This window comes from Solibacillus palustris (genome assembly GCF_022549215.1).
GTDB lineage: Bacteria > Bacillota > Bacilli > Bacillales_A > Planococcaceae > Solibacillus > Solibacillus daqui.
The window spans coordinates 306,675-330,554 of record NZ_JAKZFC010000003.1; the positions used below are offsets into that span (position 1 = coordinate 306,675).

Here is a 23,880-nt window from a genome sequence, read left to right on the forward strand (position 1 = left end):
ATACACATTAGAAAACAGGTAATTCCTACTTCTAATAGGAAATACGCTACAACTTTTCACAAATTATAGTAAGTCTGCAAATTGATCCTGTTTTGCTTCTTTTTGCGGGAAGCTATATACTTCGCGATTTTTCACTGCACGCTCGATTAATTCATCAAATTCCGTGAAGCTTTCAAAATGTTGAACTTTTTCTAATTTTGGCTTTGTTTTCGGACTAGATGGCGTAAAAATCGTACAGCAATCCTCATATGGCTGAATCGATGTTTCATACGTACCGATTTTTTCAGCAATTTTAATAATATCGTTTTTATCTGCTGAGATCAGTGGGCGTAAAATAGGTGTGCTTGTTACATCATTAATTGCTGTTAAGCTTTCTAATGTTTGCGAAGCTACTTGTCCTAAGCTTTCACCTGTAACAATTCCTAATGCACCCACTTCTTCTCGCACACGGTCTGCTACTTTCATCATCATACGACGTGTTGACGTCATGGACATATTATCCGGTACAGCATCTTTAACTGCTACTTGTAATTCAGTAAAAGGAATTACGAATAAACGGACACGCGCACCAAATTTTGTTAATTCATTCGCTAAGTCTTTCACTTTTTGTAACGCATTATCACTTGTGTACGGTGGACTGAAGAAATGAATCGCGTCAATACGTACACCACGCTTCATCATTAAATAACCAGCAACTGGACTATCGATTCCACCAGAAAGCATAAGTAATGATTTACCATTTGAACCAATTGGCATACCACCAGCACCTCGGATGACTTGTGCCATCATATAAATTGCATCTTCACGTACTTCAATACGTAATGCCACTTCTGGATTTTTCACTTGTACTTTAAAGTTTGGGAACTGTGGTAACAGTGTCGCACCCATTTCACGCTGTAATTCATGTGTGTTTAACGGGAACATTTTATCAGTACGGTGCACTTCAACTTTAAACGTTACCAGTTCGCGGTCACGATAATCTTCTAAAATTTCAACAGCTAAAGCTTTCATTGTATCTAAATCTTTTTCACAAGAAGCAACAGGACTGAATGATTGGATACCGAATACATGTGGTAAACGCTCCATTAATACATCGAACTTTTCTTGGTTTTCGATTTCGATAAACATACGATCGCGCTCAGCACGAATTTTTAGTGGCGCGATATCATGGAATGAATAACGCACATTGTCACGTAAACGGCTAATGAAGTCTTTTTTGTTACGACCTTTCGTCGATAATTCACCGTAGCGAATTAAAATTTCTTTAAAAATCATGATGTAAATTCTCCTTTTAACTCTTTCATCACTGCTATAAATTGCTTTTTAAATGCTTCGATATCAGCATCTGTATTATTTGCGCCAAAGCTAATGCGTAGTACACCGTTTTTAAAACGGCTATCCATATTTAACGCTTCGACAACGTGGCTTGTTTTCGTTTGTTTTGATGAACATGCACTAGACGTTGACACAATGATATCACGTTTTTGTAGCGCATTAATTAACACTTCACCTTTTAAGCCTCTTACACTGAAACTCATAATATGTGGTGCACCATTACGAGATGATAATACATATACTTCTTCACCGAATCTAGCAAAGAAATCATGTAAATCATTGGCCCATCTTTTATAGTTTTCAACGTGTTGTGGCATTGCTTCAATTGCTAAACGTGCTGCTTTTGCCATTGCAACGGCTTGAGGTACTGCTACTGTACCGCTACGTAAACCAAACTCTTGCCCACCACCAACGATAAAAGGCTTAACTTGTGGCTTTTTGCGGAATGCTAACACCCCTGTTCCCTTTAACGCATGAATTTTATGACCAGAAATTGAAATTAAGTCCGGCCCTTTTTCACCATTAAATCGGATTGGCAATTTACCAAAGCTTTGAATCGCATCAACATGTAGCATCGCTTGACATGTTTCATGAATCAGCTCAGCGGCCTGCTCAATTGGCTGGATGGCCCCCATTTCATTATTTACGTGCATAATGCTGACGATAATTGTATCTTTACGTAGTTTTGCACGTAATTCGTCTAATGAAATAACACCTTGTTTGTCGACTTTTAAATAATCGATTTCGTAACCTTCTGATGCAAGTCGTTTTGTTGCTTCTAAAATCGATGGATGCTCGATTTCTGTTGTAATGATGTGCTTTCCACGGAAGTCACTTGATTTTGCTAAACCGTAAAGCGCTGCGTTATTTGACTCTGTACCACTTGCTGTAAAGAGCACATTTTTTTCTTCTGTATTTAAAAGTTGTGCAAGCTGTTCGCGTGCTTTTGTAAGTAATGCATTTGACTCAACACCTGCTTTATGAATCGACGACGGATTCGCAAAGTATTGTTCATTCACTTGAATAAATGCTTGTAGTACCTCTTTGTGCGGCTTTGTTGTCGCACTATTATCTAAATAGATCATTTTTCCATACCTTCTTTTTAGAACTAGTTTCCGTAAGAAAAAGGGCTCGTTCCGAAATAACCTCCCGAACTGCCCCTTGTTCTTTTTGCTTATATATTATACCGCTAAAATACGTAACATGTAACCGTTATGCTTATGAATTTGATAGTAATTGCTCCTGCACTAATTCTTCGATACCTTTAATAGCGCTTGGATCGATCATTTCTACTGCTTTTGCGGCATCTTCAAGTGCTTTCACATAGCGGAAGTTTTTAAATGCATCCTCTGCATCTAGTAAACTTTCATGTACTTGACGATTGCCTGCACGGTAACGGTTACCATATTGAATTAAACGCTCAATGATTAAGACATTTTCAATCATTTCTTGTGCTTTGTCGTGTGTTTCTTCAATCGATTGTTTTGCAGTTAGTAAATGCTGATTTACTTGAATGATATTTAACGGCACTTCTTGTAAGCTTTGAATTACGACATAAATACGTTCCTCTGCTTCTTCTAAACGTACATCCATTTCTTCTGGAATCCCCGGAATATTGGCACGGTTTAACAGACGTTCTGTATCTTGCAATGTACGTTTTAACAACTCTAAATCCGTGCGTGCTTTATTTTCATCGATACGTAGATTTTTTAATTGGTTTGAGAAGCGTTCTTGCTCTTCTGCAATACGGTCGATTTCCTCAGTAATTTCTGTAAGTTCTTGCTGTAAGCTAGAATACGCTGATTTTTCTTCTTGTACACGCATTGATAAAATTTCATAGCGCTTTTGCAAAACTTCTAAATGTTTTAAACCTACTTTTGGGATTTCTGCCTCTTTTTCTTGCAAGCGATAGCTATGCTGCACATACTCGACTTCATTATTGATGTCTTTCGTTAAGCGCATCACTTCTGTAATTGTGTTAAACATACTAGAACAATGGCGCTCTACATATTTACGCGACATAACCTCTTTTTCCAGCAAATCATAGAAATGATCAATTTCATCATTAATTTCTTGAATGCGAGGTGATACCGCTTGTAAATTAAGCTCAGCAATCGCAGTTTTTAATGTAATTAGTTCGTTATCTAGTGCATCTAAGTATTCTGTTAGCTCTAGATGGCGCAAGTAATAGTTTTGCTCTTCCATTTCACGTTGACCATTTCTTAATTCATGAATAGCTGTTGGAATTTTTGTTTGAATTTCGGTTAATAATGTTGGTACTTCATTTAGCAGATTGAAAATTTCCTGTGCTTCGCTATTTAGCTGTAACACAATTTCACGCGCTTGTAAGTAATTACCTTCTTTTGTTAATCCATTAAACTCTTCAAATCTAGGTGAAAACTGTTCCAAACGCTTCTCTAACCCTTCTAATGCAGGGCCAAATGAATGTTGATGAGCTAAAATTGTTTTACGCGCAGAGCGGTAATATTCTTTTAGTTGTTCCATTTCAATGCGATTCTTTTCTTCACTACCGATTAATTCATCCAACTCTGCGATAATTTGTACACGTACTTGTTCACATTGTGTTAACTGTTGTTCAATTTCACGCTCAGTAGTAGATGCTTTTTTAAATTGGAAGCGGTCAATATGCTCTTCTGCATCAAATAGCATTTCATCAACTTTTGGAATTTGCTTATCCATAACATCTAGCCATCGATTACGCCAGTTTTCGAATAGTTCCTCTGTTTGACCATTCATATTTAGTGCTTTCACTTTTGCTAATTCTTCAAAAATCGGATAATGTTGAATTTGTAATTTTTCTTTGTCTAATCGTCCTATTTCTGCATTATGCTTGCGTCGTACTACTAAGCCGGCTGTTAATAATGCTAATAGTATGACGACAACAATGATGATATACTCCATTGTAAGCCCCCTAATCCCAAAAAAAAATCAATAAAGATAGCTATATACGTATTACTAATCATAACATGTTTTTTGGAATTTGTTTAACTATTTACAGGTTTTTTACTTCGAGAATCCCTTATTTTCAAAGGAGGACGCTAATGAGAAAGCGAGACGGTCATATACATACGCCTTTTTGCCCACATGGATCAGGCGATTCATTCGACAAGTACATTACTAAAGCAATAGATGAAGGTTTTACTGAAATCACATTCACCGAGCACGCACCATTGCCAATTTCGTTTATCGACCCTACACCTGAAAAGGATTGCGGCATGAAACACGAATTGCTCACAGCATATTTTGGACAATTACAAGAATTAAAAGAACGTTATAAAAAGCACATTATTATCAATATCGGTTTAGAAATTGATTATATTGTAGGTTTTGAACATGCAACTCGAAATTTTTTAAATGAAGTAGGACAAATTCTTGATGATGCCATTCTTTCAGTACACTTTTTACAACATGCAGGAAACTATACATGCATTGATTTTTCTGAGGATGTATATTTACAATTTAGTGAACAAATTGGTGGAATCGAAGCAATGTACTCCCTTTATTATGAGACGGTGAAGCAATCTATATTAGTCGATTTAGGACCTTACAAACCAAAGCGTATCGGGCATCCTACACTAATTCATAAATTCCAACTTGCACATAACCAATCGATCAATGACCGAGCACAAATCAAATCGGTGTTAGAGTTAATGCAAACACATGGCTATGAACTTGATTTCAATAGTGCGGGATTAAGTAAAACCTATTGTCAGGAACCTTATCCAAATTATGAATATGCGGCTTTTGCTAAACAAATTGGTGTACCGATTGTTTTCGGTTCAGATGCACACACAGCAAATGATTTACATCAGCATTATTATGCGTTACAACAAAAACTAACTTTTTAAATTTGGAGGCTTTTTTATGTTTGCAAAAAAAACTTACAGCGGCACTCTCGCCGAGCAATACAATTTACTCTCAAAGCAATTAGACGCACTTTGTCATGGTGAAACTGATATGATTGCCAACTATAGTAACGCTTCAGCTTTACTAAATCAGTTTTTAACAGACATTAACTGGGTCGGCTTTTACTTTATGAAAGACGGGGAACTCGTACTCGGGCCATTCCAAGGTTTACCAGCATGTGTACGAATTCCTGTTGGTCGTGGTGTTTGCGGAACAACTGTAGCCAACAAAGAAACCATCGTTGTTGAAGATGTACACACATTCCCTGGTCATATCGCTTGTGACGCAGCATCAAAATCAGAAATCGTTATTCCAATTATCAAAAACGATGAAGTGATTGGTGTGTTAGATATCGACAGTCCAATAGAAGCTCGTTTCAGTTCAGAAGATCAAGTAGGCTTAGAAAAATTTGTGACAGTTCTACTAAAGTATGTATAAAACAGTTAAAGCTCCCCACTACTGTGGAGAGCTTTTTTAATGCTGTAATTGCATCGAATCTGCAAATAAGCAATAACGATTTTTACCATTACGTTTTGCGCTATATAACGCAGTATCTGCTTGCAAAAATATGTCCTGGAAATCCGGACGGGCATGGCGGTTCCAAGTAATAAGCCCTGCCGAAACGGTAACAGATGGATTAGTCTTATTCGGAACAATATCTACAATGGATTGCGCTATTTTTAATGCTTCATTATTTAAAATATTCGGGATATAGACGGCGAGTTCTTCCCCGCCCCATCTTGAACAAATACCGCGCGTACCAATTTGTTGTTGGAGCTGTGAGCTTATTTGCACGAGCACTTCATCGCCAACTTGATGACCAAAAGAGTCATTTACCTTTTTAAAATTATCAATATCAATTAGTAAAAACATCCCCGAATCATCTTTTTGAATCGATTGTTCTACATAATTATCGGAAAATCTGCGCGCGTACAGCTTTGTTAAATGATCACGGTCTACCATTTCTTGCAAACGATCACGTAAAATCGAATTGGATATAGCAAGGGATGAATGATGAATTAACGATTGCATTAGTTTGAAACTATCAAACGAAAAGAAATAAGGTTCATTATGTAATACAATACTAAACCCATTAATCTTTTCTTCAACAATCATCGGAATGGCCATAATTGATTTGAAAGGAATGTCCTCATCAATAAGACGACTAAAATCTGCGATAAATAACGAATCTTGTGTTACTTCGAAATGTTTTTCTATATGCTCAATATAAATTTGAACTTCCTCGTGTTGAAAAAAACCCGTACAAACTTCGGTTGATTTATATTGATTTTCATTTTTAAAAAAGAAACCAATCTCTTTAGGTTGAAATGACTTCAATAATTGTTTTTGTAAAAAAAGTAGCATTTCATTAATCGATAGCTTCATATTCATACGATGCGACGTTTCATTAATCAGTTGTAAGTCACTTACCAAGCGATGTGATTGATGATATAACTTCGCATTTTCTAGGGCATTCCCAGATGCATGCGCTAACATACGAATAAATTCTTTTTCAGTAGTTGAAAATACATACTTTAACGGAGCCTTTACTTGTAAAATGCCGTATATTGCTTGGCGACCTTTAATTGGGGCATTCAGTAAGCAGCAATCTAATTCAGAAGCTTTTTCTTCTTTCATTTCTCCAGACACAAAGGATTCTATCGTTGATGGACGCTCTGACAAATAATCAAACGGCTTAATACATACACGCGTTTGACGGTCTTGGTCATTTGATAAAATCAACTCGACTTCAAAATTTGCGAAATTTTCTTCTATTGCTACGAGTACATTTTCTAAAATGACATCAATATCCATTGTTGAATGGAATAAATCCGTGATGGCATATAATTTGCGATATTTATCTTCATTTGCTTGCATTTTATAGCTATCCAGTAAAAATTGATATATCTTCGTTACTTCTTGCACAAGTTGAGGTGTTAAATAAGCTTCTTTTGTTTCATCTTCACATTTAAAAACAATCAAGCCTAAAATAGATTGCTCTACAATTAGTGGCATAATATGTGTATGATTTTGTAAATAGTTTTGTTTTTGTACTATTTTTGGTATTTCAATTATGTAGTGACTTTTTAATAACGGTTGCACATCGTTTAATGTAAGTTCATTTAAAAACTGATAATCTGTATAGTTTGGTTTCAGCGAATTTCCTTTTAACCGAAATAAAATGCTGTCTTGAATCGTAAAGTATTTGTTTAAACCATGAGCTAATAAACTAAAATAATCATTAAAATTATTTAGGTTTTCTTTAGAGTCGATACATAGACTTAAGATTTCGGATTTAAATTGATCAACCAATTGTTGATATTCTGTCATTTAACCACCTTTTCTTTCACACTTACGATTTACGTTACCTCTACTTACTTTATAGTATACACTAGTTATGCCTATTAGACCATTTATTTTTGTTAAAATTTTCTAAACAATTAAACTGAAATGTTCTTTTTATGTATTAATTGATACTTTAGTTTAATTTACAACAACTTAAGACTATGTAATTGTAACTATATTTATTCACTTTATATAAATCTAAATTCACTATATCGACTGCAATGGTATAATTGGTTGACGCGTCAAAAAAAAAAAGTTACAATAGCCTTTGTGTAAAATGAATGCAGTAGTTGTATAACTTACTGGTGTATTTTATTCCTTCTTTTTATATAGAATGGTGTATTGCGTAACCCTTTCGGCTGCATGGGCGAAGATACGTGAAAATAAAATACCTAGGAAGATCGGGTACAACTGGTTTTTTCTTTTACAACAAAAACCAAATTTAAAGGAGGAGACACAATTATGTCTCGTTATACAGGTCCATCTTGGAAACTATCTCGTCGTCTTGGTATTTCATTAAGCGGCACAGGTAAAGAAATCGCTAAACGCCCTTACGCACCAGGTCAACACGGCCCGAACTCTCGTGGTAAGAAATCAGAGTACGGTCTACAATTAACTGAAAAACAAAAATTACGCCACATGTATGGAATGACTGAACGTCAATTCAAAAACACATACAATAAAGCTGGTAAATTACAAGGTGTACACGGCGAAAACTTCATGATTTTACTTGAAACTCGTTTAGACAACTTAGTTTACCGTTTAGGTTTAGCTCGCACTCGTCGTGCATCTCGTCAATTAGTTAACCACGGTCACATTTTAGTTGACGGTAAACGCGTTGACATCCCATCATTCTCAGTAAAACCAGGTCAAACGATCTCTTTACGTGAGAAATCAGCTAACTTATCAGTAATTGCTGAATCAATCGAAGTAAACAGCTTTGTACCAGAATATTTATCATTCGATGCTGACTCTAAAGTAGGTACTTTTGTACGTTTACCAGAGCGCTCTGAATTATCTTCTGAAATCAGCGAACAATTAATCGTAGAGTTCTACTCTCGTTAATAAAACTTCGTTGCATTTAGCAACACAAAGAGCCCTAGAAACCTTGTTAACTCAAGCGTTTCGGGGCTTTTTTCTTTTATCGTATATTGCATTTAAATGTATTTAAGCCCTTTTGATTAGGGGTAGTTTAGGGCTAAAATAGGGCTACTTCAAAATTAGCCCTAATCTTAATAAAAATGCGTTGGCGACACGTTTAAGAGAATGCACATAAATCCATTAGCGCGGCTACTTTTGGGTCTACGCTGTACGGACTAACCACCGCTAACCCCAATGATGTTTTCATCTGATAATAACGGTCTACCATTTCGTAAACTTGTACTGCTGTGTATTGCTTTGCCATAAGATTGCCCCCTTATGCTATAATTATGATGTCACCCATATATAGCAAGAGGGGAACCGTAGCGCTTGTACTCGCTGCGGTTTTTATGTTTTTTTCTAGTTTTTAATCCTACTTTCAAAAGTAAAAATCACATATTTTATAATATCTACAAAATTTTTGAAAAGGAGTGAAACTATGAAGAGACAAAGAAAACTGGGTTTTTGTTATCCTGGTTATAGATACTGCGGACCAGGGTGTACTGGACCTGGGAAACCAACTAATCCAGTAGATGCGTGTTGTAAGTTACATGACGAATGTTATTCCCGAAATGGGAGAACACAGTATTGTGATGAAATGTTTTACTCTTGTTTGTCGCCAAAGATTAACAATTACAGCAAAACTGGAAGAGATGCCGCAATGTTCACCAACATTATTAAACTACGGAATAAATTCTTTTAACCCATAATGATCATATTGTTTAGTAACTAAATTTTATATATTAACTGGACCATAAATTCTATAGACGGTACAACAATAAAAATTTGTTCATGTTTTTTTGCCCTACCTTCTCCCCTTTTACTGAATAAAATAAGGAGGGAAGGAGGGATTTTCATGGACTACTCAGGATATGGTAATTGCTATGGAGGATACAACAGTTATAGCAAGAACAATGGTTCAACATTCGTTTTAATCGTTGTCCTTTTCATACTTCTAATTATTGTCGGTGCTACTTTCATGCATGGGAATTATTAAAAAAAGTAGTAATCGATGGGTACGATAGTCATTTATTAATAGCTTGGTATCACTCTAATGTTTTTTGGGATTAGGATCACTTTCCCATAGAGTGATCCTTTTTATAGTTTCATTCCTCATATACATATTTAGTTCACACCTCACTCACTGAACATTTTTGTTCAAATGCTTAGTAATCCAAATCCAACAGGACATTATCTATCCGTTTCGTTTTCAAGACGTTTCCAAGCCCCAAAAAATGAAATATACTAAGCTTGTCAGGCTACTCCTGATCTAGGCCCTTTGTATACGACAAGTTTTGCCCGGACTGTAAAAGCCATTGCCCTGGTCCAGCAGGAACATATACTTATCGCATTACAGTGGAACGAAACACTCCAGATGAAAATATTTTTAATGTTTCCGTACTTTCTAGGTCTATTAACGCAGTAGTCTTCCCTTCGAAAAACAATAGTTAAATAACTTTTTGTTGTGGAAAACAGCCCTAAATTAAAAACTGTACGTGCTACCGCCATCAATCTTTTCGGCAATATCTGTTGTTGCATCTGGCGCATCATCATGCTTGTTTTTACCTTCGCGCTGGTACTCGTTCATAGCTTTAAAATACTCCAGCCATCTCTCACGCCAATTGCGCGGGAAATAGTTATGATCCATTACCCATGTGGATTAGGTAATATACGAGCTTGTTTGTTTTTTACTTTGATGAAATGGCTCAACGCGCGTGAAATTCAATTCAACATGTTGTAGTATGTACTGTAGCTGAAACCGAGTCCAATTCATCTTTCATACGCTTATACTTACACATATTATTGCGATATTTCTTTAACGCCTTGTCTAATTGAACTTGCCTACCATAAGATTGCCTCTAATGCTATAATAATCTTGTTGGAATAATATAAAAATGACTTACCAAGCCGCAGCTCGCAAAGCTGTGGCTTTTTTCACTCAGAAACGGGTCTTTTCTTTTCGACATTTAAAATCGCCATATTTACTATAATATTGGAAAAATTTATTATTTATTGATTATAATTAATCTAATCGAATTTGGTTTTTCAAAGTTCGTATTATAAAAAGGAGTCTGTTAAATGGACAAAGCTAAACTTCAATCTTTTTGTCTCACATTCCCCGGAACTACACATGATTACCAAGTAGACTGGCAAGCGGATCGTTATCATGTTGGCGGAAAGATGTTTGCAATGATGGGTGGAGACGCTGAAAGAAAACCTATCATTACTTTAAAATGCGACCCTGCTCATGCTGAAGAGTTACGAGAAACCTATCAAGGCATTGTTCCAGGTTATTATATGAATAAGACGCACTGGAACTCTATTTTTTTTGATTCAGATTTATCCAATGATCTGATTGAAAATCTAATTCTTCATTCCTACCAGCTAGTTTTCGAGAAGCTAACAAAGAAAGTTCAAAATCAAATTAATCCTAAATAATTTTGCTGACTTGAGTGGATGCTCAGGTCTTTTTTTATGCGGATATTACTACACGTAATTGACGAAATGTTTAGTAATGCAATCTGGTCGTTAAAAAATATTATAAGGGCACCTTTCTATTCTTTAGTCCATAAGATACCTAATAAGGTGATTTTCTATTATAAGTAATAAGGACGTGACTTTTTTGCATTACGCTTTACAAGGAACTTCAAACGATAAGTTAGTTCTCGACATTAATAATGCAATTAATGGTGAATTCAATGCTATCCGATTTTATGAACATTTAGCACAACTTGCTCCAAATGAAGAAGTTAGAAATCGAATTTTAGAAATTAGGAATGATGAAATACGACATTACTAGGGTTTTACTTTTACGTATACCTGGATCACTGGCCAACAACCTTCACCTCAATTAACTGAGCCTTTACCACTCGATTTTAAAAGCGGTATTTTAACTGCATTTAAAGATGAACAAGAAGCGGTTGATTTTTACCATCGGGTATCTAGAGAATCTAATATGCCTTATATCAGTAATCAGTTTCGTTCTAACGCTTCTGACGAACAGAATCATGCTATTTGGTTTTTATTTTTTATAAACAAATATTAATACCTTATCCTGATTATTATTTTAGGAGGTTGAATTTTGAGTAAAAAAAAAAGAGAATTTTAATATTAATGAACTTTTATCAGGTGTAGATAATGACGCTGCTAAACTTACCGTAATTGCTGGATTAATTAATACATTAGGTGATGGTTTAGCTACTATTGCAGCAATTATGGCCTTAGAGGAATCACAACAATCAAATAATAGCAACGATAATAACTCGATCAAAATAGCTGAATTAGAAAAACAAGTTCAATATTTAACAAAGGAACTAAATAGACTTAAATACTCAAGAAAATGAACCTCGCTACATCCCTTTTTATTAAACTGTCTACAAAATGGGGGGCAGTTCAAGATAACTTGTATCTCTATTCTTTGTGTCCACGGTTTTTCCGATAGACTACTCCCCTATATATCTCACTAAGTATTCTTTTAGTTTATTTAATTCTTGCCCTGCCATAAGATTGCCCCCTTATGCTATAATTTAAGTGTCACCTTATATAGCAAGAGGGAAACCGTAGCGCTTGTACTCGCTGCGGTTTATTTTGTTTACGCAAACATACGCGCTATAATAAACACGTATAGTTTTGCTGACTTGAGTGATTGCTCAGGTCTTTTTTATGCCCATTTACTACACAATTATTAATTCTTCTTTTTCAAGCACATTCCACGCAAGTACTATTTTGGTATATAATGTTATTATTAAATTGTATTTACTAGATAAAAGGAGGGGTGTTTTATGGACGATATGCTCAATCAACATCATGAACAAGCCCACAATCAAATGGTTCAAGATGAATTTAATAATCAACACCAACGCTTTATGGATGAGACTGACAGACAGTTCATGGAGCAAGCAAACCCTGATGATATTGATATGTATTTGGAATCATTGAAACAAAATCCGATATCGAAATTATGGCTTGCTATTGCGTGTGTTTGCTTGTCTATTATTTTTATTATTTCTTTATTTATTGTTCTTCTTTTGTTCAAACAAAATTTAATTGTGTACTTAAATCTTTAGATTCAGTTACTTTTTTATCAGTTTAATTTCACTCTGTTTCAATCTATCTTTCAATGCATGGTCGCTATCTGGTGCATAAAATCCTACCGTATAAAGGCCCGTCTCTGATTGAATATAAACCCATTTAGCATTTGCCATCTCATTTGCTCCTTTCCCCTACATTATTTCCTCAAGATTCTCAGATATTATAAGTGATATATTTCATAAGGAGTAATAGGGATGAAATTATCTAAAGAAAAAAATTACTACTTTAAATGAGGGGCATTTTGGCTATTATTAGCTACTATAGTCAGTTTTGGGGATGAAATAATCCAAGAAAACATTTCCAATATTATGATACTTAACATATCCACTGTTATAGTCTTAGCTATTTGGCTTGTATTCTTTTTTATTGCATTAAATTTCAAATAAAAGCAATTAAATTTAAATGGTTTAACTAAATTTCTGAACAAAATCCTCATATTGTTCAGTTGCTTATTTCCTATATTTGTTTCTTCATGGTACTTTCGTATTTAGCGAAATAGGCATTTATCCAACTCTTAAAAAAATCTATACATATCTTGAACTAATGATTATCAGTTAATTTCATAAAGGGGGTTGTAATCATTACTTCTAATGTTGATTTCACTTCGCCATCCACACAGTTCACATTTGATGTAAATAAAAGCACACTGTTTAAAAAAGATAATCAAAATAAAATCAATATTTTGGGTATTAATCAGCTAAATACTTTAGAAAATGTATCATTGTTAGATATTTTTCTTAGTACTTCTAATGTGGTCGAACCGCATTATCACCAAAATGCTGCAGAATTAGTTTATTGTATTTCTGGAGCAGCTACAGTCTCAATGCTCAATCCATTTACAAAACAAATTCATAACTATACTATTACACCTGGGCAGGTTGTAAATATACCTCAAGGTTGGTGGCATTACGAGGTTGCTAATATTGATAACACACATTTACTAGCTATATTCGATGCACCCACTCCTGAGGTAATTCTAGGTTCAGATATCTTAAAATTCACTCCGCCCCATATTATGGCGCACACCTATTGTTTAGATGAAAATCTTTGGAAGGAAGCAATTGCTCCCGTGATGCCATCAACATATATTGGACCTCCCGAAGATTGCAAAAATATAAGTCAAAGTGCAAATCTTCATTACAATCCAAATGTTAATTCATACACAAGATACATGAATCCCTATCCGTATTATCCATACAGTTATTAATAATGTTTCTTTCGTAGCGTGGTCAATCGCTACGTTTTTTTGCGCTATATTGTACTTTTGGTGCGATTGTGTCTCCCCCAATCGCTACTACACAATATTGTTCAGAATGTCGATTAAACTTCACTGTTTGCTGTAGTGTTTAAAGACGCTACGTCTTGTTTATGATACAATTTACATATATTGCATAAAGAGGTGATAATATGGAAAATGATAAATTGGTTTGTAAGGCTTGTGGTAATGATTCCTTCTCACAAGGTGAATTAGGCGGATCTATGGCAAATGTAAAACCCGTTAAGCTCGATATGCTCCATTTTTCGAGTTCGCCACTAATCTTGACTATTTGTACGAATTGCGGAGAAGTAGCTTCAATGAAAGTTAAGGAACCTCAAAAGTTCAAATAGTCCTTTAGATTTAATATTTAGGGTTACTTCCAGCGGAGTGACCCTTTTTTTAGATGTTTTCGGTCAATCGACAAACTCTCCAAGAATGGCGTGCTCTTTTTAAATTTGGAGGAATAGAGGCGTTAACTCGCCCTAAGAAAAATAAGGTGTCCTCAAGCAAATTTCAAACTGGGTATGACGACCTTCTTCTAGATATTGAAGTGCTAGTAAGTTTATGTCTGGTGAAAATAATTCTATTGGCATGAAAAAACTCCCCATTTGATAAACAGATTTTATTTTTTATCTGTCTACCTAATGGGGAGCATACCAAACTGTGGAAGGCTTATTTTATATCTAATCAAGTATGGTCTGAATTAGGTTATTTTATATTTTATGGATTATTGGCAACATTTTTTGTTCTATCAATAATTGGCTGTTTTGCTTTAGCACATGGGTAGAAAATCGAATTACTGCATCTTCACCATTAGTAGCTAATATGGCGTCTGTAAAATAATCATCTACCTTTACCCACTTGTAAAATCGTATTTTCTTTCCAACTAACTTTTTACGTCGCCAATGATAATCTACTTGTAAATTTTTCAGCACTCCGTCTAGCTGGGTAAAATACAGCTCGGCAAATTTTAAATGTTTCATATTATCTATATCATGTTGTAATGACCGAATAGCTAACTCCAACATTAGAAATTCATAAACTAATTGACGATCTTGGAGAGCAATCATTATTCAATCTCCCTAACTTTTTCTATTTCCCCGTACTTAATGCGCTTAACGCTAAATTCTGTATCAAGTAGTAATTCATTATGTCCAGAATGCAATGCTGTTATAATCCCTTTTTCTACAATCCATTTATCTCGCCACAAATTCAATTCTACTTGCTGTTTTTGATGATATGCTTTTACAACGATCTGCTGTAGTTCGTCCCATTCCCAATCCGTTTTTTCTTTCGGGTACTCATTACCTACGCTATTTTGCCACTCTTTTATTTGATGCAGGTGCTCCGGTATCATCATACCAGTCCATTTTTTAGCCAAACCTCTATTTTTAATCATAGAAGCGCCCCCTATTTTTTATGCCCAGCAACAAGCTGTCGGCGCGACCTTGCAGTACCTGCATTTGTAAATGATACTGCCCGTAAAATGGATGTTGAACCGAATCGATTCCGTAAATTATCCATTGTGTTAGCTAAATGCGCACGTTTATCTTTCGATTGGTCAAACAAATCAAGTTGCATACCCCGTTCTTTTGAAACGTTGGATATTCGTACAGATAATTGGCGAGCTGGTTCACCACCATAAAACTCATTTAAAAGTTCCTTGCATACGTTATATATTACAAGCGTGTCGTTCGTTGGTTCCTCAACTGTACGCGAGCGATAAAAATTATCAGACATAATTGCGTGTCGACTATGTGCTAAACCGAGCGAAATTGTTCTAGCTGAATAGCCCTTTTCTCGTGCACGTTTTGCTACATCCTCACACATTTCCAATAGAACAACAGAAATTTCTCTTTTATGATTATAGTCACGCATCAGCATTTGAGACTTCCCAAAACTCAGACCACGCTTTATATCTTTAATATTTTCTTGCTCTCCAATTTGTGCTAAATCTATTCCCCATGCGTGATAATATAATTGATTACCCATAACACCAAACTTCTTTTCGAGTTCATCTAAATTAGCTTCAGCAAGCCCACCAACAGTATAAATCCCCATAGCATTTAAACGTTTTTCGGTTTGTTTGCCTATTCCCCACATTTCTGATAGGGGACTTACTTTCCACAGTTTGTGCGGTATATCCTCATAGGTCCATTTAGCAAAGCCCGATTTCTTTCCTTCCAAGTCTAGAGCCAATTTCGCCATCAAAATATTATCCCCCATGCCAGCTGAACAAGGTATTTTAAATTGCTGATAAATTGCGTTTTGTATGGATTTTGTTATTGATTCTGCGTCACCATATAAACTTGTTACATCATCTAATTTCAGCATAAATTCATCGATACTATAAACGTGTATCGATTCAATTGGGACAAAGGTTGCTGCTAATTTTATTATTTCTACTGACATGTGAATAAAAAATTCCATTTTGGGCTCAAAAAGTTTTATATCTGGGTGTTTAGGGATCTCATATAAACGGTTACCAGTCTTTATTTTAAAGCGCTCCTTCATTGGGCGATTAGCTGAAAGGACTACCGAACCGGATTGTGTTAAACTACCTACAACAGCCATTGGTACATTCATAATATCGATATTTTCTAGCGACGCTATGCAACTTACGTAAAATGCGTGCATGTCCATACAAACGATTTTGTGTCGAGGCAAAATTTCGTATAAATGATATTCTCCCACTTTTCAACAACTCCGTTCTCCTATAAATAAGAACATTTGTTCTTAATTACTTTATTATAGAACGTTTGTTTCTATTTTAAAACAGAAAAAATTTAATTTTTTTGGAAAAATTATGATTAAACGTAAAAAAGCAAGTTATCACCATTTAAAGTGATAACAGGCTTCAAATATATGGCTATTCTTTTGTGTGTATATTGTAAAGCATCGTAATTAATTCCTCGCGTGTAGCTGGACGTTTTAAGAATGTTCCATCTGATACACCGTTCGCCTATGTCCATTCAACAGCTTCCTTTGCCCACGCTGCTGGGCTTTGATCAGGCAGACGTCATTAATGAAATAATTTCAACCTATAAATAGAAAATAATGCCCTTTGCAAAGAGTACACTTTACTATGTGGGCTTTCAAACTATCGAAGTTTACTAATTGACCATTTTAATCTTATGAATGTTAAAAGGGCTAGTATAGAAAAAAATCTATACTAGCCCTTTGAATTTAATTACACCTGGGTTTGGGCCCCGCTGAAGCAAGTTAAAATAACACAGCCTGCGCCAAGATAACTAATAAGATTAATACTAATAGCGATGCAAAAAACGCTTTCCATTTCGAAATTTTATGTACCTCTGAAATCCCGACAATTGTAATGATATACGTCCAAATACTTGCAATTATGATCAGCGTTCCACAAATAAATTGTAAGATATAATCGCTCATCCCTGGCAGTATATACGGAATATCAAAAAACGACTGTGGTGCGAACTGCATCCAGAATAAGACAATCGGTAAAATCCAAATATACGGCACCATTGTCATACTAATCATGCGGAACATTTCTTTAAACTTCCCTACTCCACCGAACACCTTCGCAGATAGCATCAAAACCCCTGCTGATAATAACGTTGATAAGAAGTACAGTAAAAAACTCGACATGAATGTAGAGTAAACAATATCTCCAAGTGTATATTTCCCTGTAAACTCCGAGCCGACAAAGCTTAATAAATTGCTAGCAAACATGCCAACAACCCCAACAAAGATGAAGTATGGAAGATTTTTTGTAGTTAATACATAGCGAATCGTATCACGAGGTTTTATAGCAATGCTTAAAATCGCGTGACGATCATCAACCAATGTATTTGGTAGATTACTCAAAAATAGAACCCCCTAAAAAAATGTATAGTATCTATTATACTAATATCTTTCTGGTGATTCAAAGTTATTGAATAACAAAGTTATGGTGTAGTAGTAGAAGTGATAGGAACATAGCCCGCCTTTTCTAGTAGCTGCTGCCCTTCCGTTGACGTTACCCAATCAATAATTTGTTGTACTTGAGGATTACTATTCTGCGTTGTGACAATATAAAATTCATTCGTTATTGGGTAGGCTTCACTGCGAATCATGTCAACAGTCGGCGCAACACCATCTACTTCAAGCAATTTTATTTCATCACTTTTGACCATTTCATTCGAATAATAACGGAATGTATAACCAATTGCATTTTTGTAATTACGGTATTTTGACACTTCTTCAATAATGCCACCCATACCTTGTGCAATGTTTTCCGTTGGCGCTTCCATAATCGGTTTGTTACCCATTAGATTTTGCAAAGCGGTTTGTGAGCCACTGTCTTGTGGTCGCTGAAATGCCCGAATGTCTCCATCTTTACCGCCTACTTCCGACCAATTCGTAATGGTTCCTGCATAAATATCTTTAATTTGATCGAGTGTTAATCCATCAATATTATTTTTAGCATTTACAAAGAATACAAATGCCTCTTTGCCAATTGGCGTTAATTTCAGCTCAACACCCATTACTTTTGCATAATTGATTTGTTGCTCAGACGGGGCCAAAACAAAAATTAAATCGACATGACCATCTATTAAATTTTTATAGGCAGCTGGTGTTTTATTGACCATTACCTCGCTATCATATGGTTGATAGTCTTTCTTCGGATAAATGGTTTCTGTAAATGCAGCATAAAGCGGGTAAAATGCCGTTGCACCATCGATAATTGGTAATGGCTCCTGTAGCTGTACGCTCGCCTCACGGTCCATTTTCGTCACCTGATTGCCCTCTGTAAACGGCATGTATTGATAAACATCCACCTCGGCATCAACAGTCGGAATTTGATTTTTATAAATCTCCTTAAACGGTGTAATAAATGCGATCAGTAGTGTGATAGCAGCAAGCACTGCAACTGCTTGCTTTCTTTTTTTCGTCGTAAAAAACTGGAACATCATCAAAATAGCAAACATAAAAATTACAACTGCTACAACAATAATAAATGATTCGTAATAAAATCCACCGTTTAATGACACGACTAACAACAAAAAAATCGTACCGATTGCTAGCACTATTCCAATAACGACTAGCCCAATAATACGTAAAATGATTTGCCCTATATCCATAACATACCCCCTCTCTTTAATATGAACATTCCCTTTCTCCCCAAAAATCCCCTCTCAAATACAAAAAAACACCCCAAATGACTTGGAGTGTTTTCATCTTATAATAAAATTATGCGAATTTCACCATATGGTATTTTTTCTTACCGCGACGAATAATCGCGAATGCATCTTCTAAACGGTCTTTCCCGTCGATTATATATTCTAAATCCGTAATTTTTTCACCGTTTACACTAATCGCACCGTTTGTTACATCTTCACGTGCTTGGCGTTTCGAAGAAGAAATGCCTGCTTCTACGATTAAATCGACGATGTTTTTATCTTCTTTTGCCACTTCTACTGAAGGAACACCTGCAAATGCAACTTTCATTTCATCAACTGATAATGCTTTTAAATCACCAGAGAATAATGCAGCTGTAATACGCTCAGCTTGTGCCAAACCTTCTTCGCCATGAATTAGCTTTGTCATTTCAGCAGCTAATGTTTTTTGTGCTTTACGTAAGTGTGCTTCTGCTTCAACACTTTCAGCTAAAGCTTCAATTTCCGCGCGGCTTAAGAATGTGAAGATTTTTAAGTATTTCACAACATCCGCATCGGCTGTATTAATCCAGAATTGGTAGAACTCGTATGGCGATGTTTTCTTGCCATCTAACCATACTGCGCCACCTGCAGTTTTACCAAATTTTGTACCATCTGCTTTTGTTACAAGTGGAATTGTAATACCGAATGCTTTTGCGTTTTCATCATGCGTTTTACGAATCATTTCTAACCCAGTTGTGATGTTCCCCCATTGGTCAGAGCCACCGACTTGGATGCGCACATTGTAGTTGTCATATAAGTGATTGAAGTCCATCCCTTGAATTAATGTGTATGCAAATTCAGTAAATGAAATACCCGAATCTAAACGAGAAGCAACAGTATCTTTATTTAAAATGTAATTTACATTAATCAATTTCCCGTAATCACGTAAGAAATCGATTAACGTCATTTGACCCGCCCAATCATTGTTGTTAACTAATACTGCACCATTTTCATTATCAGATGAGAAGTCAAATAAACGTTCCATTTGCTTTTTAAGACCTTGTACGTTTTGCTCAACTTGCTCCATTGTTTGTAATTGACGCTCTTCTGAACGACCTGATGGATCACCTACAGTACCTGTTGCACCACCAACTAATAAAATTGGTGTATGGCCAGCTTTTTGGAAGCGACGTAATGTCAGTAATGGTACGATATGACCAATATGCATTGAATCTGCTGTTGGATCTACCCCTACGTATAACGAAACCTTTTGTTCGTTTAATAATTTTTCCATACCTTCTGCGTCAGTTTGTTGGTATAACAAACCGCGCCATTCTAAATCTTGTAATAATTCGTTTGTCATTGTCATTCTCTCCTTTTACATGTTTTCACATTTGCATTGTAAGGAAATAAAAAACGCCCCTACATGCAAACTTGCATGCAGGGACGTCAAATGGTCATTTAACGCGGTACCACCCAGCTTGAAGAAAAAACTTTCTTCCACTTTAAGCGTCTATATCGCTGACGATGCGTACAAGCTCCAAGAACGTAATTCATAAAAGCGTTATGTCTAGCTTTCACCAACCGCTAGCTCTCTAAATCAGGGAACGTTTTTACTACTGCAAACTCTTCAATGCTTGAAATTTATAATCTCTATTTTACTTAGAATTCGGATGATGTCAATAATTATATTCGTTTATATAACAAATATGCTATAATAAACAAGATTTTAGGAGGGCGATGATGTGAAAAAATGGCTTGATCAATTAAATGAAAAAATCGAAACCCTTGCTTCTTCAAAACCAATGCGTTATGTAAGAATGACAGGTGACGTATTTTGGAACCTTTCATTATTAGCAGTTATTTTAATTACGACCGTTGTCATTTTAGTCGGCGGGATTGGCTTTGGTTACTTTGCATCATTAGTAAAGGACGAGCCGTTACGTTCCAAAGAAGAAATGCGTGAACAAATTTTTAGCTATGAAGAAACAAGTGAAATTTACTTTGCGAATGATATTTATATCGGGAAAATTCGAACGGATTTAGACCGACGTGAAACATCACTAGCAAATATATCCCCAAACGTAATTAATGCTGTACTTGCAACAGAAGATGAATACTTCCGCGAGCACCCTGGTATTGTACCAAAAGCCGTACTTCGTGGTCTGTTACAAGACGTAACAAATTCGTCAACGCAAACAGGTGGTTCAACACTTACACAGCAATTAATTAAAAACCAAATTCTAACGAATGAGGTATCTTATGAGCGTAAAGCAAAGGAAATTTTACTTGCCTACCGCTTAGAAAACTTCATGTCAAAAGAAGAAATTTTAGAAGCTTATTTAAATATCATTCCATATGGACGTAACTCATCCGGTCGCAATATCGCGGGGATTGAAACAGCCGCACAAGGTATTTTTGGAATTAGTGCTTCTAAGCTAAACTTACCACAATCGGCTTACATTGCGGGAATTCCTCAAGCACCGTTTAAATACACACCTTTTACAAATAAGGGTGAGATAAAAAGCGATGAAGGGATGCAGCATGGTATCGACCGTATGAAAACGGTACTATTCCGTATGTTAGAAGTTGGCTATATTACAGAAAAAGAATACAACGAAGCCATTAACTATGATATTAAAAAAGATTTTAAAGAACCCGAAGAACGTCCAGAAGATAAATATCCATGGTTAACTGTTGAGTTAGAAGAACGTGCGAAAGAAATTTTTGCGAAAATGCTTGCTGAAAAAGACGGCATTGACCCTGCCCGTTTAAAAGAAGAGTCAAACTTAAAAGATAAATACACAATTTTGGCCGACCGAACAATACGTTCTGGTGGATACCGCATTTATTCAACAATTGATAAAGATATGTACGACACAATGCAACAAGTTACACAGGATTACACACTTTACGGTCAAACCTATAAGAAAAAAGAAAAAGACCCTGAAACTGGTGAAGAAGTTGAAGTCGATGTCCCTGTACAAACAGGTAGTATAGTCATTGATAACAAAACAGGAAAAATTTTAAGCTTTGTAGGCGGACGTGATCATGAGCTAGAACAACTAAATCACGCAACAAAGGCATACCGTTCAAACGGTTCGACGATGAAACCATTATTAGCTTATGCACCTGCATTAGAATATGGTGTTATTGGTGCCGGTAGCCCGGTTGTCGATGTCAAATTCAAACGTGAATATGACGACTATGAACCAGTCAACTACAATCCAAAACAAGAGCTAGGTATTATTCCTGCGCGCCAAGCATTAGCTTCTTCTCAAAACTTAGCAGTATTACGTCTATATGATTCCATTTTAGATCGACGCCCTGCAACGTTTTTAGAAAAAATGGGCTTCTCTAAGTTAACAGAAGGTGACTATGTCAATCTTTCAACATCAATCGGTGGGTTAACATATGGAGCGACTGTTGAAGAAAATACAAATGCCTATGCAACCTTTGCAAATGGTGGTCAATTTATCGATGCTTATATGATTGAACGCATTGAAGATTTAGATGGTAATATCATCTACCAGCATAAAGCTGAGCCAGTTGAAGTATTTTCACCAGAAACAGCTTATATGATGACAGATATGCTTCGCGGTGTATTAAAAGAAGGCGGGACAGCTACATTAGGTAAGAGCCAACTGAAATTCTCATCTGACTTCGCTGCAAAAACAGGGACAACGCAAGACCATAAAGACGTATGGTTAGTAGGTTACAACCCAAATATTTCAATCGGTGTATGGCTAGGTTATGACCAACCACGCACGCTATATGCATTCAATAATCGCTATCAGCATCCAAGTAATCGTGTCAACCGATTATGGGCCAAGTATTTAAATGCGCTTTATGATCTTAACCCTGAATATATCGGGACGAAAGAAACCTTCAAGCAGCCTGAGGGTGTTGTGACCAAATCATTCTGCGGTATTTCAGGATTAGCACCATCCACATCTTGTGATAATGCCGGTCTAGTTCGTTCAGATTTATTTAATAAAAATGTATTTTTACCAACACAGCCAGATGACAGTTTCGTTTCATCAACAACGGTTGTTATCAATGGAAGCACATATGCAGCTTTACCTACAACACCTACAGAATTCGTACAAATGAATGGCTTCGGACTTAACCAAAGCTTCATTGATCGTATGTTAGGCAAATTAGGTGGCGATTCAGCCAAATTATTACCGTTCAGTTCAGGAAATGGGATTGTTGCTGGGGCACCGTTTAATGCCGATAGCCAAGCACCTGAAGCAGTTTGGGCTAAGTTGGCAAATGGTTCTTTAACTTGGACAGCCTCCGCTTCAAATGATGTAGTAGGTTATCGCGTTTATAGTGTTACAGATGGCGGTATATCGTTTGTTCGTTCAATTAAAGCTTCTGATGGGTTACAAATGAACGTTTCACCTGGTGTACGCTATGTAGTGAAAGCTGTGGATATTAGCGGCTTTGAATCGACCGTTTCAAATGAAGTCGGTGAAATTATCGAGGTTCCAGAACCACCAGCTCCTGAAGAAAATCCAGATACGTCGACACCTAAGGAAAACCCGGAAAATCCAGAAAACCCAAGCCCTGAGGAAACACCGGATTCTGGTGAAAATCCTGACGACACAACCGACACTATAGAATAACTTCAAAATGATCAAAAACGCCCGAGCTCAAATTTGA

At 36.0% G+C, this 23,880-nt stretch carries 23 protein-coding genes, 1 pseudogene and 1 other annotated feature; of the genes and pseudogenes, 11 read left to right on the forward strand and 13 right to left on the reverse strand.

Annotated elements, in window-relative coordinates; translation table 11 throughout:
* Positions 1-63: 63 nt before the first annotated feature.
* The 3 genes from thiI to ezrA form a co-directional block, all read right to left on the reverse strand.
* Positions 64-1,275 carry a tRNA uracil 4-sulfurtransferase ThiI gene (gene thiI / locus LZ480_RS10910; protein WP_241369459.1) on the reverse strand — a complete coding sequence of 404 codons (1,212 nt, stop codon included), beginning with the start codon at positions 1,273-1,275 and terminating at the stop codon, positions 64-66.
* Positions 1,272-2,420: a cysteine desulfurase family protein gene (locus LZ480_RS10915; RefSeq protein WP_241369460.1), complete on the reverse strand. Its 1,149-nt coding sequence runs from the start codon at positions 2,418-2,420 to the stop codon at positions 1,272-1,274. The genes thiI and LZ480_RS10915 overlap by 4 nt, the downstream gene beginning before the upstream one ends.
* Positions 2,421-2,553: 133 nt before the next feature.
* A complete protein-coding gene (ezrA, locus tag LZ480_RS10920; RefSeq protein WP_241369461.1) occupies positions 2,554-4,257 on the reverse strand; it encodes a septation ring formation regulator EzrA in 1,704 nt (567 codons plus the stop codon).
* A gap of 140 nt (positions 4,258-4,397) precedes the next feature.
* Between ezrA and hisJ the strand changes: the two genes are divergently transcribed.
* Positions 4,398-5,204 (forward strand): histidinol-phosphatase HisJ, encoded by an 807-nt coding sequence (hisJ, locus tag LZ480_RS10925; protein WP_241369462.1) that lies wholly within the window; start codon positions 4,398-4,400, stop codon positions 5,202-5,204.
* Between the two features lie 16 nt (positions 5,205-5,220).
* Positions 5,221-5,700 carry a GAF domain-containing protein gene (locus LZ480_RS10930; protein WP_241369463.1) on the forward strand — a complete coding sequence of 160 codons (480 nt, stop codon included), beginning with the start codon at positions 5,221-5,223 and terminating at the stop codon, positions 5,698-5,700.
* Between the two features lie 36 nt (positions 5,701-5,736).
* On the opposite strand, the gene LZ480_RS10935 is transcribed toward LZ480_RS10930, so the two are convergent.
* Positions 5,737-7,593, reverse strand: coding sequence for a sensor domain-containing diguanylate cyclase (locus tag LZ480_RS10935; protein WP_241369464.1), 1,857 nt, complete (start codon positions 7,591-7,593; stop codon positions 5,737-5,739).
* Between the two features lie 477 nt (positions 7,594-8,070).
* Here LZ480_RS10935 and rpsD point away from each other — a divergent pair, with 477 nt between their 5' ends.
* Entirely contained in the window at positions 8,071-8,673 is a 603-nt protein-coding gene (gene rpsD / locus LZ480_RS10940; RefSeq protein WP_241369465.1) for a 30S ribosomal protein S4, read from the forward strand.
* A 193-nt stretch (positions 8,674-8,866) separates the two neighbouring features.
* Here the strand turns inward: rpsD and LZ480_RS10945 are convergent, their stop codons facing one another.
* On the reverse strand, positions 8,867-9,013 hold the full coding sequence (locus tag LZ480_RS10945; protein ID WP_241369466.1) for a hypothetical protein: 147 nt from the start codon (positions 9,011-9,013) through the stop codon (positions 8,867-8,869).
* Positions 9,014-9,187: 174 nt separating this feature from the next.
* On the opposite strand from LZ480_RS10945, the gene LZ480_RS10950 reads away from it, so the two are divergent.
* A complete protein-coding gene (locus tag LZ480_RS10950; protein ID WP_241369467.1) occupies positions 9,188-9,451 on the forward strand; it encodes a Parvovirus coat protein VP1-like protein in 264 nt (87 codons plus the stop codon).
* A gap of 153 nt (positions 9,452-9,604) precedes the next feature.
* Positions 9,605-9,745: a YjcZ family sporulation protein gene (locus LZ480_RS10955; protein WP_241369468.1), complete on the forward strand. Its 141-nt coding sequence runs from the start codon at positions 9,605-9,607 to the stop codon at positions 9,743-9,745.
* 486 nt (positions 9,746-10,231) lie between these two features.
* On the opposite strand, the gene terL is transcribed toward LZ480_RS10955, so the two are convergent.
* Positions 10,232-10,396, reverse strand: a complete 165-nt coding sequence (gene terL / locus LZ480_RS10960) for a phage terminase large subunit (protein WP_241369469.1) — start codon at positions 10,394-10,396, stop codon at positions 10,232-10,234.
* 431 nt (positions 10,397-10,827) lie between these two features.
* On the opposite strand from terL, the gene LZ480_RS10965 reads away from it, so the two are divergent.
* The 3 genes and pseudogenes from LZ480_RS10965 (at position 10,828) to LZ480_RS10975 (ending at position 12,815) form a co-directional block, all read left to right on the forward strand.
* Positions 10,828-11,187, forward strand: a complete 360-nt coding sequence (locus tag LZ480_RS10965; RefSeq protein ID WP_241369470.1) for an MmcQ/YjbR family DNA-binding protein — start codon at positions 10,828-10,830, stop codon at positions 11,185-11,187.
* Between the two features lie 184 nt (positions 11,188-11,371).
* Positions 11,372-11,794: pseudogene (locus LZ480_RS10970) on the forward strand (ferritin-like domain-containing protein).
* A 736-nt stretch (positions 11,795-12,530) separates the two neighbouring features.
* Positions 12,531-12,815: a hypothetical protein gene (locus LZ480_RS10975; RefSeq protein WP_241369471.1), complete on the forward strand. Its 285-nt coding sequence runs from the start codon at positions 12,531-12,533 to the stop codon at positions 12,813-12,815.
* A gap of 6 nt (positions 12,816-12,821) precedes the next feature.
* Here LZ480_RS10975 and LZ480_RS19890 read toward each other — a convergent pair whose 3' ends face one another.
* Positions 12,822-12,953 (reverse strand): hypothetical protein, encoded by a 132-nt coding sequence (locus LZ480_RS19890; protein ID WP_255731384.1) that lies wholly within the window; start codon positions 12,951-12,953, stop codon positions 12,822-12,824.
* Positions 12,954-13,420: 467 nt separating this feature from the next.
* Between LZ480_RS19890 and LZ480_RS10980 the strand changes: the two genes are divergently transcribed.
* The gene (locus LZ480_RS10980) at positions 13,421-14,047 is read left to right on the forward strand and encodes a cupin domain-containing protein (RefSeq protein WP_241369562.1); all 627 of its coding nucleotides are present in this window, start codon (positions 13,421-13,423) and stop codon (positions 14,045-14,047) included.
* A 200-nt stretch (positions 14,048-14,247) separates the two neighbouring features.
* Complete coding sequence (locus tag LZ480_RS10985) at positions 14,248-14,448, forward strand: hypothetical protein (protein ID WP_241369472.1); 201 nt, start codon at positions 14,248-14,250, stop codon at positions 14,446-14,448.
* Between the two features lie 363 nt (positions 14,449-14,811).
* On the opposite strand, the gene LZ480_RS10990 is transcribed toward LZ480_RS10985, so the two are convergent.
* The 6 genes from LZ480_RS10990 to tyrS all read right to left on the reverse strand — a co-directional run bounded on the left by LZ480_RS10990 (position 14,812) and on the right by tyrS (position 20,575).
* Positions 14,812-15,168 (reverse strand): hypothetical protein, encoded by a 357-nt coding sequence (locus tag LZ480_RS10990; protein ID WP_241369473.1) that lies wholly within the window; start codon positions 15,166-15,168, stop codon positions 14,812-14,814.
* Complete coding sequence (locus LZ480_RS10995; RefSeq protein ID WP_241369474.1) at positions 15,168-15,497, reverse strand: YolD-like family protein; 330 nt, start codon at positions 15,495-15,497, stop codon at positions 15,168-15,170. Before LZ480_RS10995 ends, LZ480_RS10990 begins: the two co-directional genes overlap by 1 nt.
* 11 nt (positions 15,498-15,508) lie before the next feature.
* Positions 15,509-16,741, reverse strand: a complete 1,233-nt coding sequence (locus LZ480_RS11000) for a Y-family DNA polymerase (RefSeq protein WP_241369563.1) — start codon at positions 16,739-16,741, stop codon at positions 15,509-15,511.
* 579 nt (positions 16,742-17,320) lie between these two features.
* Positions 17,321-17,938: a Yip1 family protein gene (locus LZ480_RS11005; RefSeq protein ID WP_241369475.1), complete on the reverse strand. Its 618-nt coding sequence runs from the start codon at positions 17,936-17,938 to the stop codon at positions 17,321-17,323.
* A gap of 80 nt (positions 17,939-18,018) precedes the next feature.
* Positions 18,019-19,194: a PstS family phosphate ABC transporter substrate-binding protein gene (locus LZ480_RS11010; protein ID WP_241369476.1), complete on the reverse strand. Its 1,176-nt coding sequence runs from the start codon at positions 19,192-19,194 to the stop codon at positions 18,019-18,021.
* A gap of 109 nt (positions 19,195-19,303) precedes the next feature.
* Entirely contained in the window at positions 19,304-20,575 is a 1,272-nt protein-coding gene (gene tyrS / locus LZ480_RS11015) for a tyrosine--tRNA ligase (protein ID WP_241369477.1), read from the reverse strand.
* A 76-nt stretch (positions 20,576-20,651) separates the two neighbouring features.
* Positions 20,652-20,855 (reverse strand) — a binding site (T-box leader).
* Positions 20,856-20,957: 102 nt separating this feature from the next.
* Here tyrS and LZ480_RS11020 point away from each other — a divergent pair.
* Positions 20,958-23,843 carry a transglycosylase domain-containing protein gene (locus LZ480_RS11020; RefSeq protein ID WP_241369478.1) on the forward strand — a complete coding sequence of 962 codons (2,886 nt, stop codon included), beginning with the start codon at positions 20,958-20,960 and terminating at the stop codon, positions 23,841-23,843.
* The last annotated feature ends 37 nt before the right edge of the window (positions 23,844-23,880 follow it).

Bases quoted from the DNA above. Each gene is read 5' to 3' on its own strand.
- thiI (WP_241369459.1), bottom strand. From the start codon at position 1,275: ATGATTTTTAAAGAAATTTTAATTCGCTACGGTGAATTATCGACGAAA.
- LZ480_RS10915 (WP_241369460.1), bottom strand. From the start codon at position 2,420: ATGATCTATTTAGATAATAGTGCGACAACAAAGCCGCACAAAGAGGTA.
- ezrA (WP_241369461.1), bottom strand. From the start codon at position 4,257: ATGGAGTATATCATCATTGTTGTCGTCATACTATTAGCATTATTAACA.
- hisJ (WP_241369462.1), top strand. From the start codon at position 4,398: ATGAGAAAGCGAGACGGTCATATACATACGCCTTTTTGCCCACATGGA.
- LZ480_RS10930 (WP_241369463.1), top strand. From the start codon at position 5,221: ATGTTTGCAAAAAAAACTTACAGCGGCACTCTCGCCGAGCAATACAAT.
- LZ480_RS10935 (WP_241369464.1), bottom strand. From the start codon at position 7,593: ATGACAGAATATCAACAATTGGTTGATCAATTTAAATCCGAAATCTTA.
- rpsD (WP_241369465.1), top strand. From the start codon at position 8,071: ATGTCTCGTTATACAGGTCCATCTTGGAAACTATCTCGTCGTCTTGGT.
- LZ480_RS10945 (WP_241369466.1), bottom strand. From the start codon at position 9,013: ATGGCAAAGCAATACACAGCAGTACAAGTTTACGAAATGGTAGACCGT.
- LZ480_RS10950 (WP_241369467.1), top strand. From the start codon at position 9,188: ATGAAGAGACAAAGAAAACTGGGTTTTTGTTATCCTGGTTATAGATAC.
- LZ480_RS10955 (WP_241369468.1), top strand. From the start codon at position 9,605: ATGGACTACTCAGGATATGGTAATTGCTATGGAGGATACAACAGTTAT.
- terL (WP_241369469.1), bottom strand. From the start codon at position 10,396: ATGGATCATAACTATTTCCCGCGCAATTGGCGTGAGAGATGGCTGGAG.
- LZ480_RS10965 (WP_241369470.1), top strand. From the start codon at position 10,828: ATGGACAAAGCTAAACTTCAATCTTTTTGTCTCACATTCCCCGGAACT.
- LZ480_RS10975 (WP_241369471.1), top strand. From the start codon at position 12,531: ATGGACGATATGCTCAATCAACATCATGAACAAGCCCACAATCAAATG.
- LZ480_RS19890 (WP_255731384.1), bottom strand. From the start codon at position 12,953: ATGGCAAATGCTAAATGGGTTTATATTCAATCAGAGACGGGCCTTTAT.
- LZ480_RS10985 (WP_241369472.1), top strand. From the start codon at position 14,248: ATGGAAAATGATAAATTGGTTTGTAAGGCTTGTGGTAATGATTCCTTC.
- LZ480_RS10990 (WP_241369473.1), bottom strand. From the start codon at position 15,168: ATGATTGCTCTCCAAGATCGTCAATTAGTTTATGAATTTCTAATGTTG.
- LZ480_RS10995 (WP_241369474.1), bottom strand. From the start codon at position 15,497: ATGATTAAAAATAGAGGTTTGGCTAAAAAATGGACTGGTATGATGATA.
- LZ480_RS11000 (WP_241369563.1), bottom strand. From the start codon at position 16,741: ATGGACATGCACGCATTTTACGTAAGTTGCATAGCGTCGCTAGAAAAT.
- LZ480_RS11010 (WP_241369476.1), bottom strand. From the start codon at position 19,194: ATGGATATAGGGCAAATCATTTTACGTATTATTGGGCTAGTCGTTATT.
- tyrS (WP_241369477.1), bottom strand. From the start codon at position 20,575: ATGACAAACGAATTATTACAAGATTTAGAATGGCGCGGTTTGTTATAC.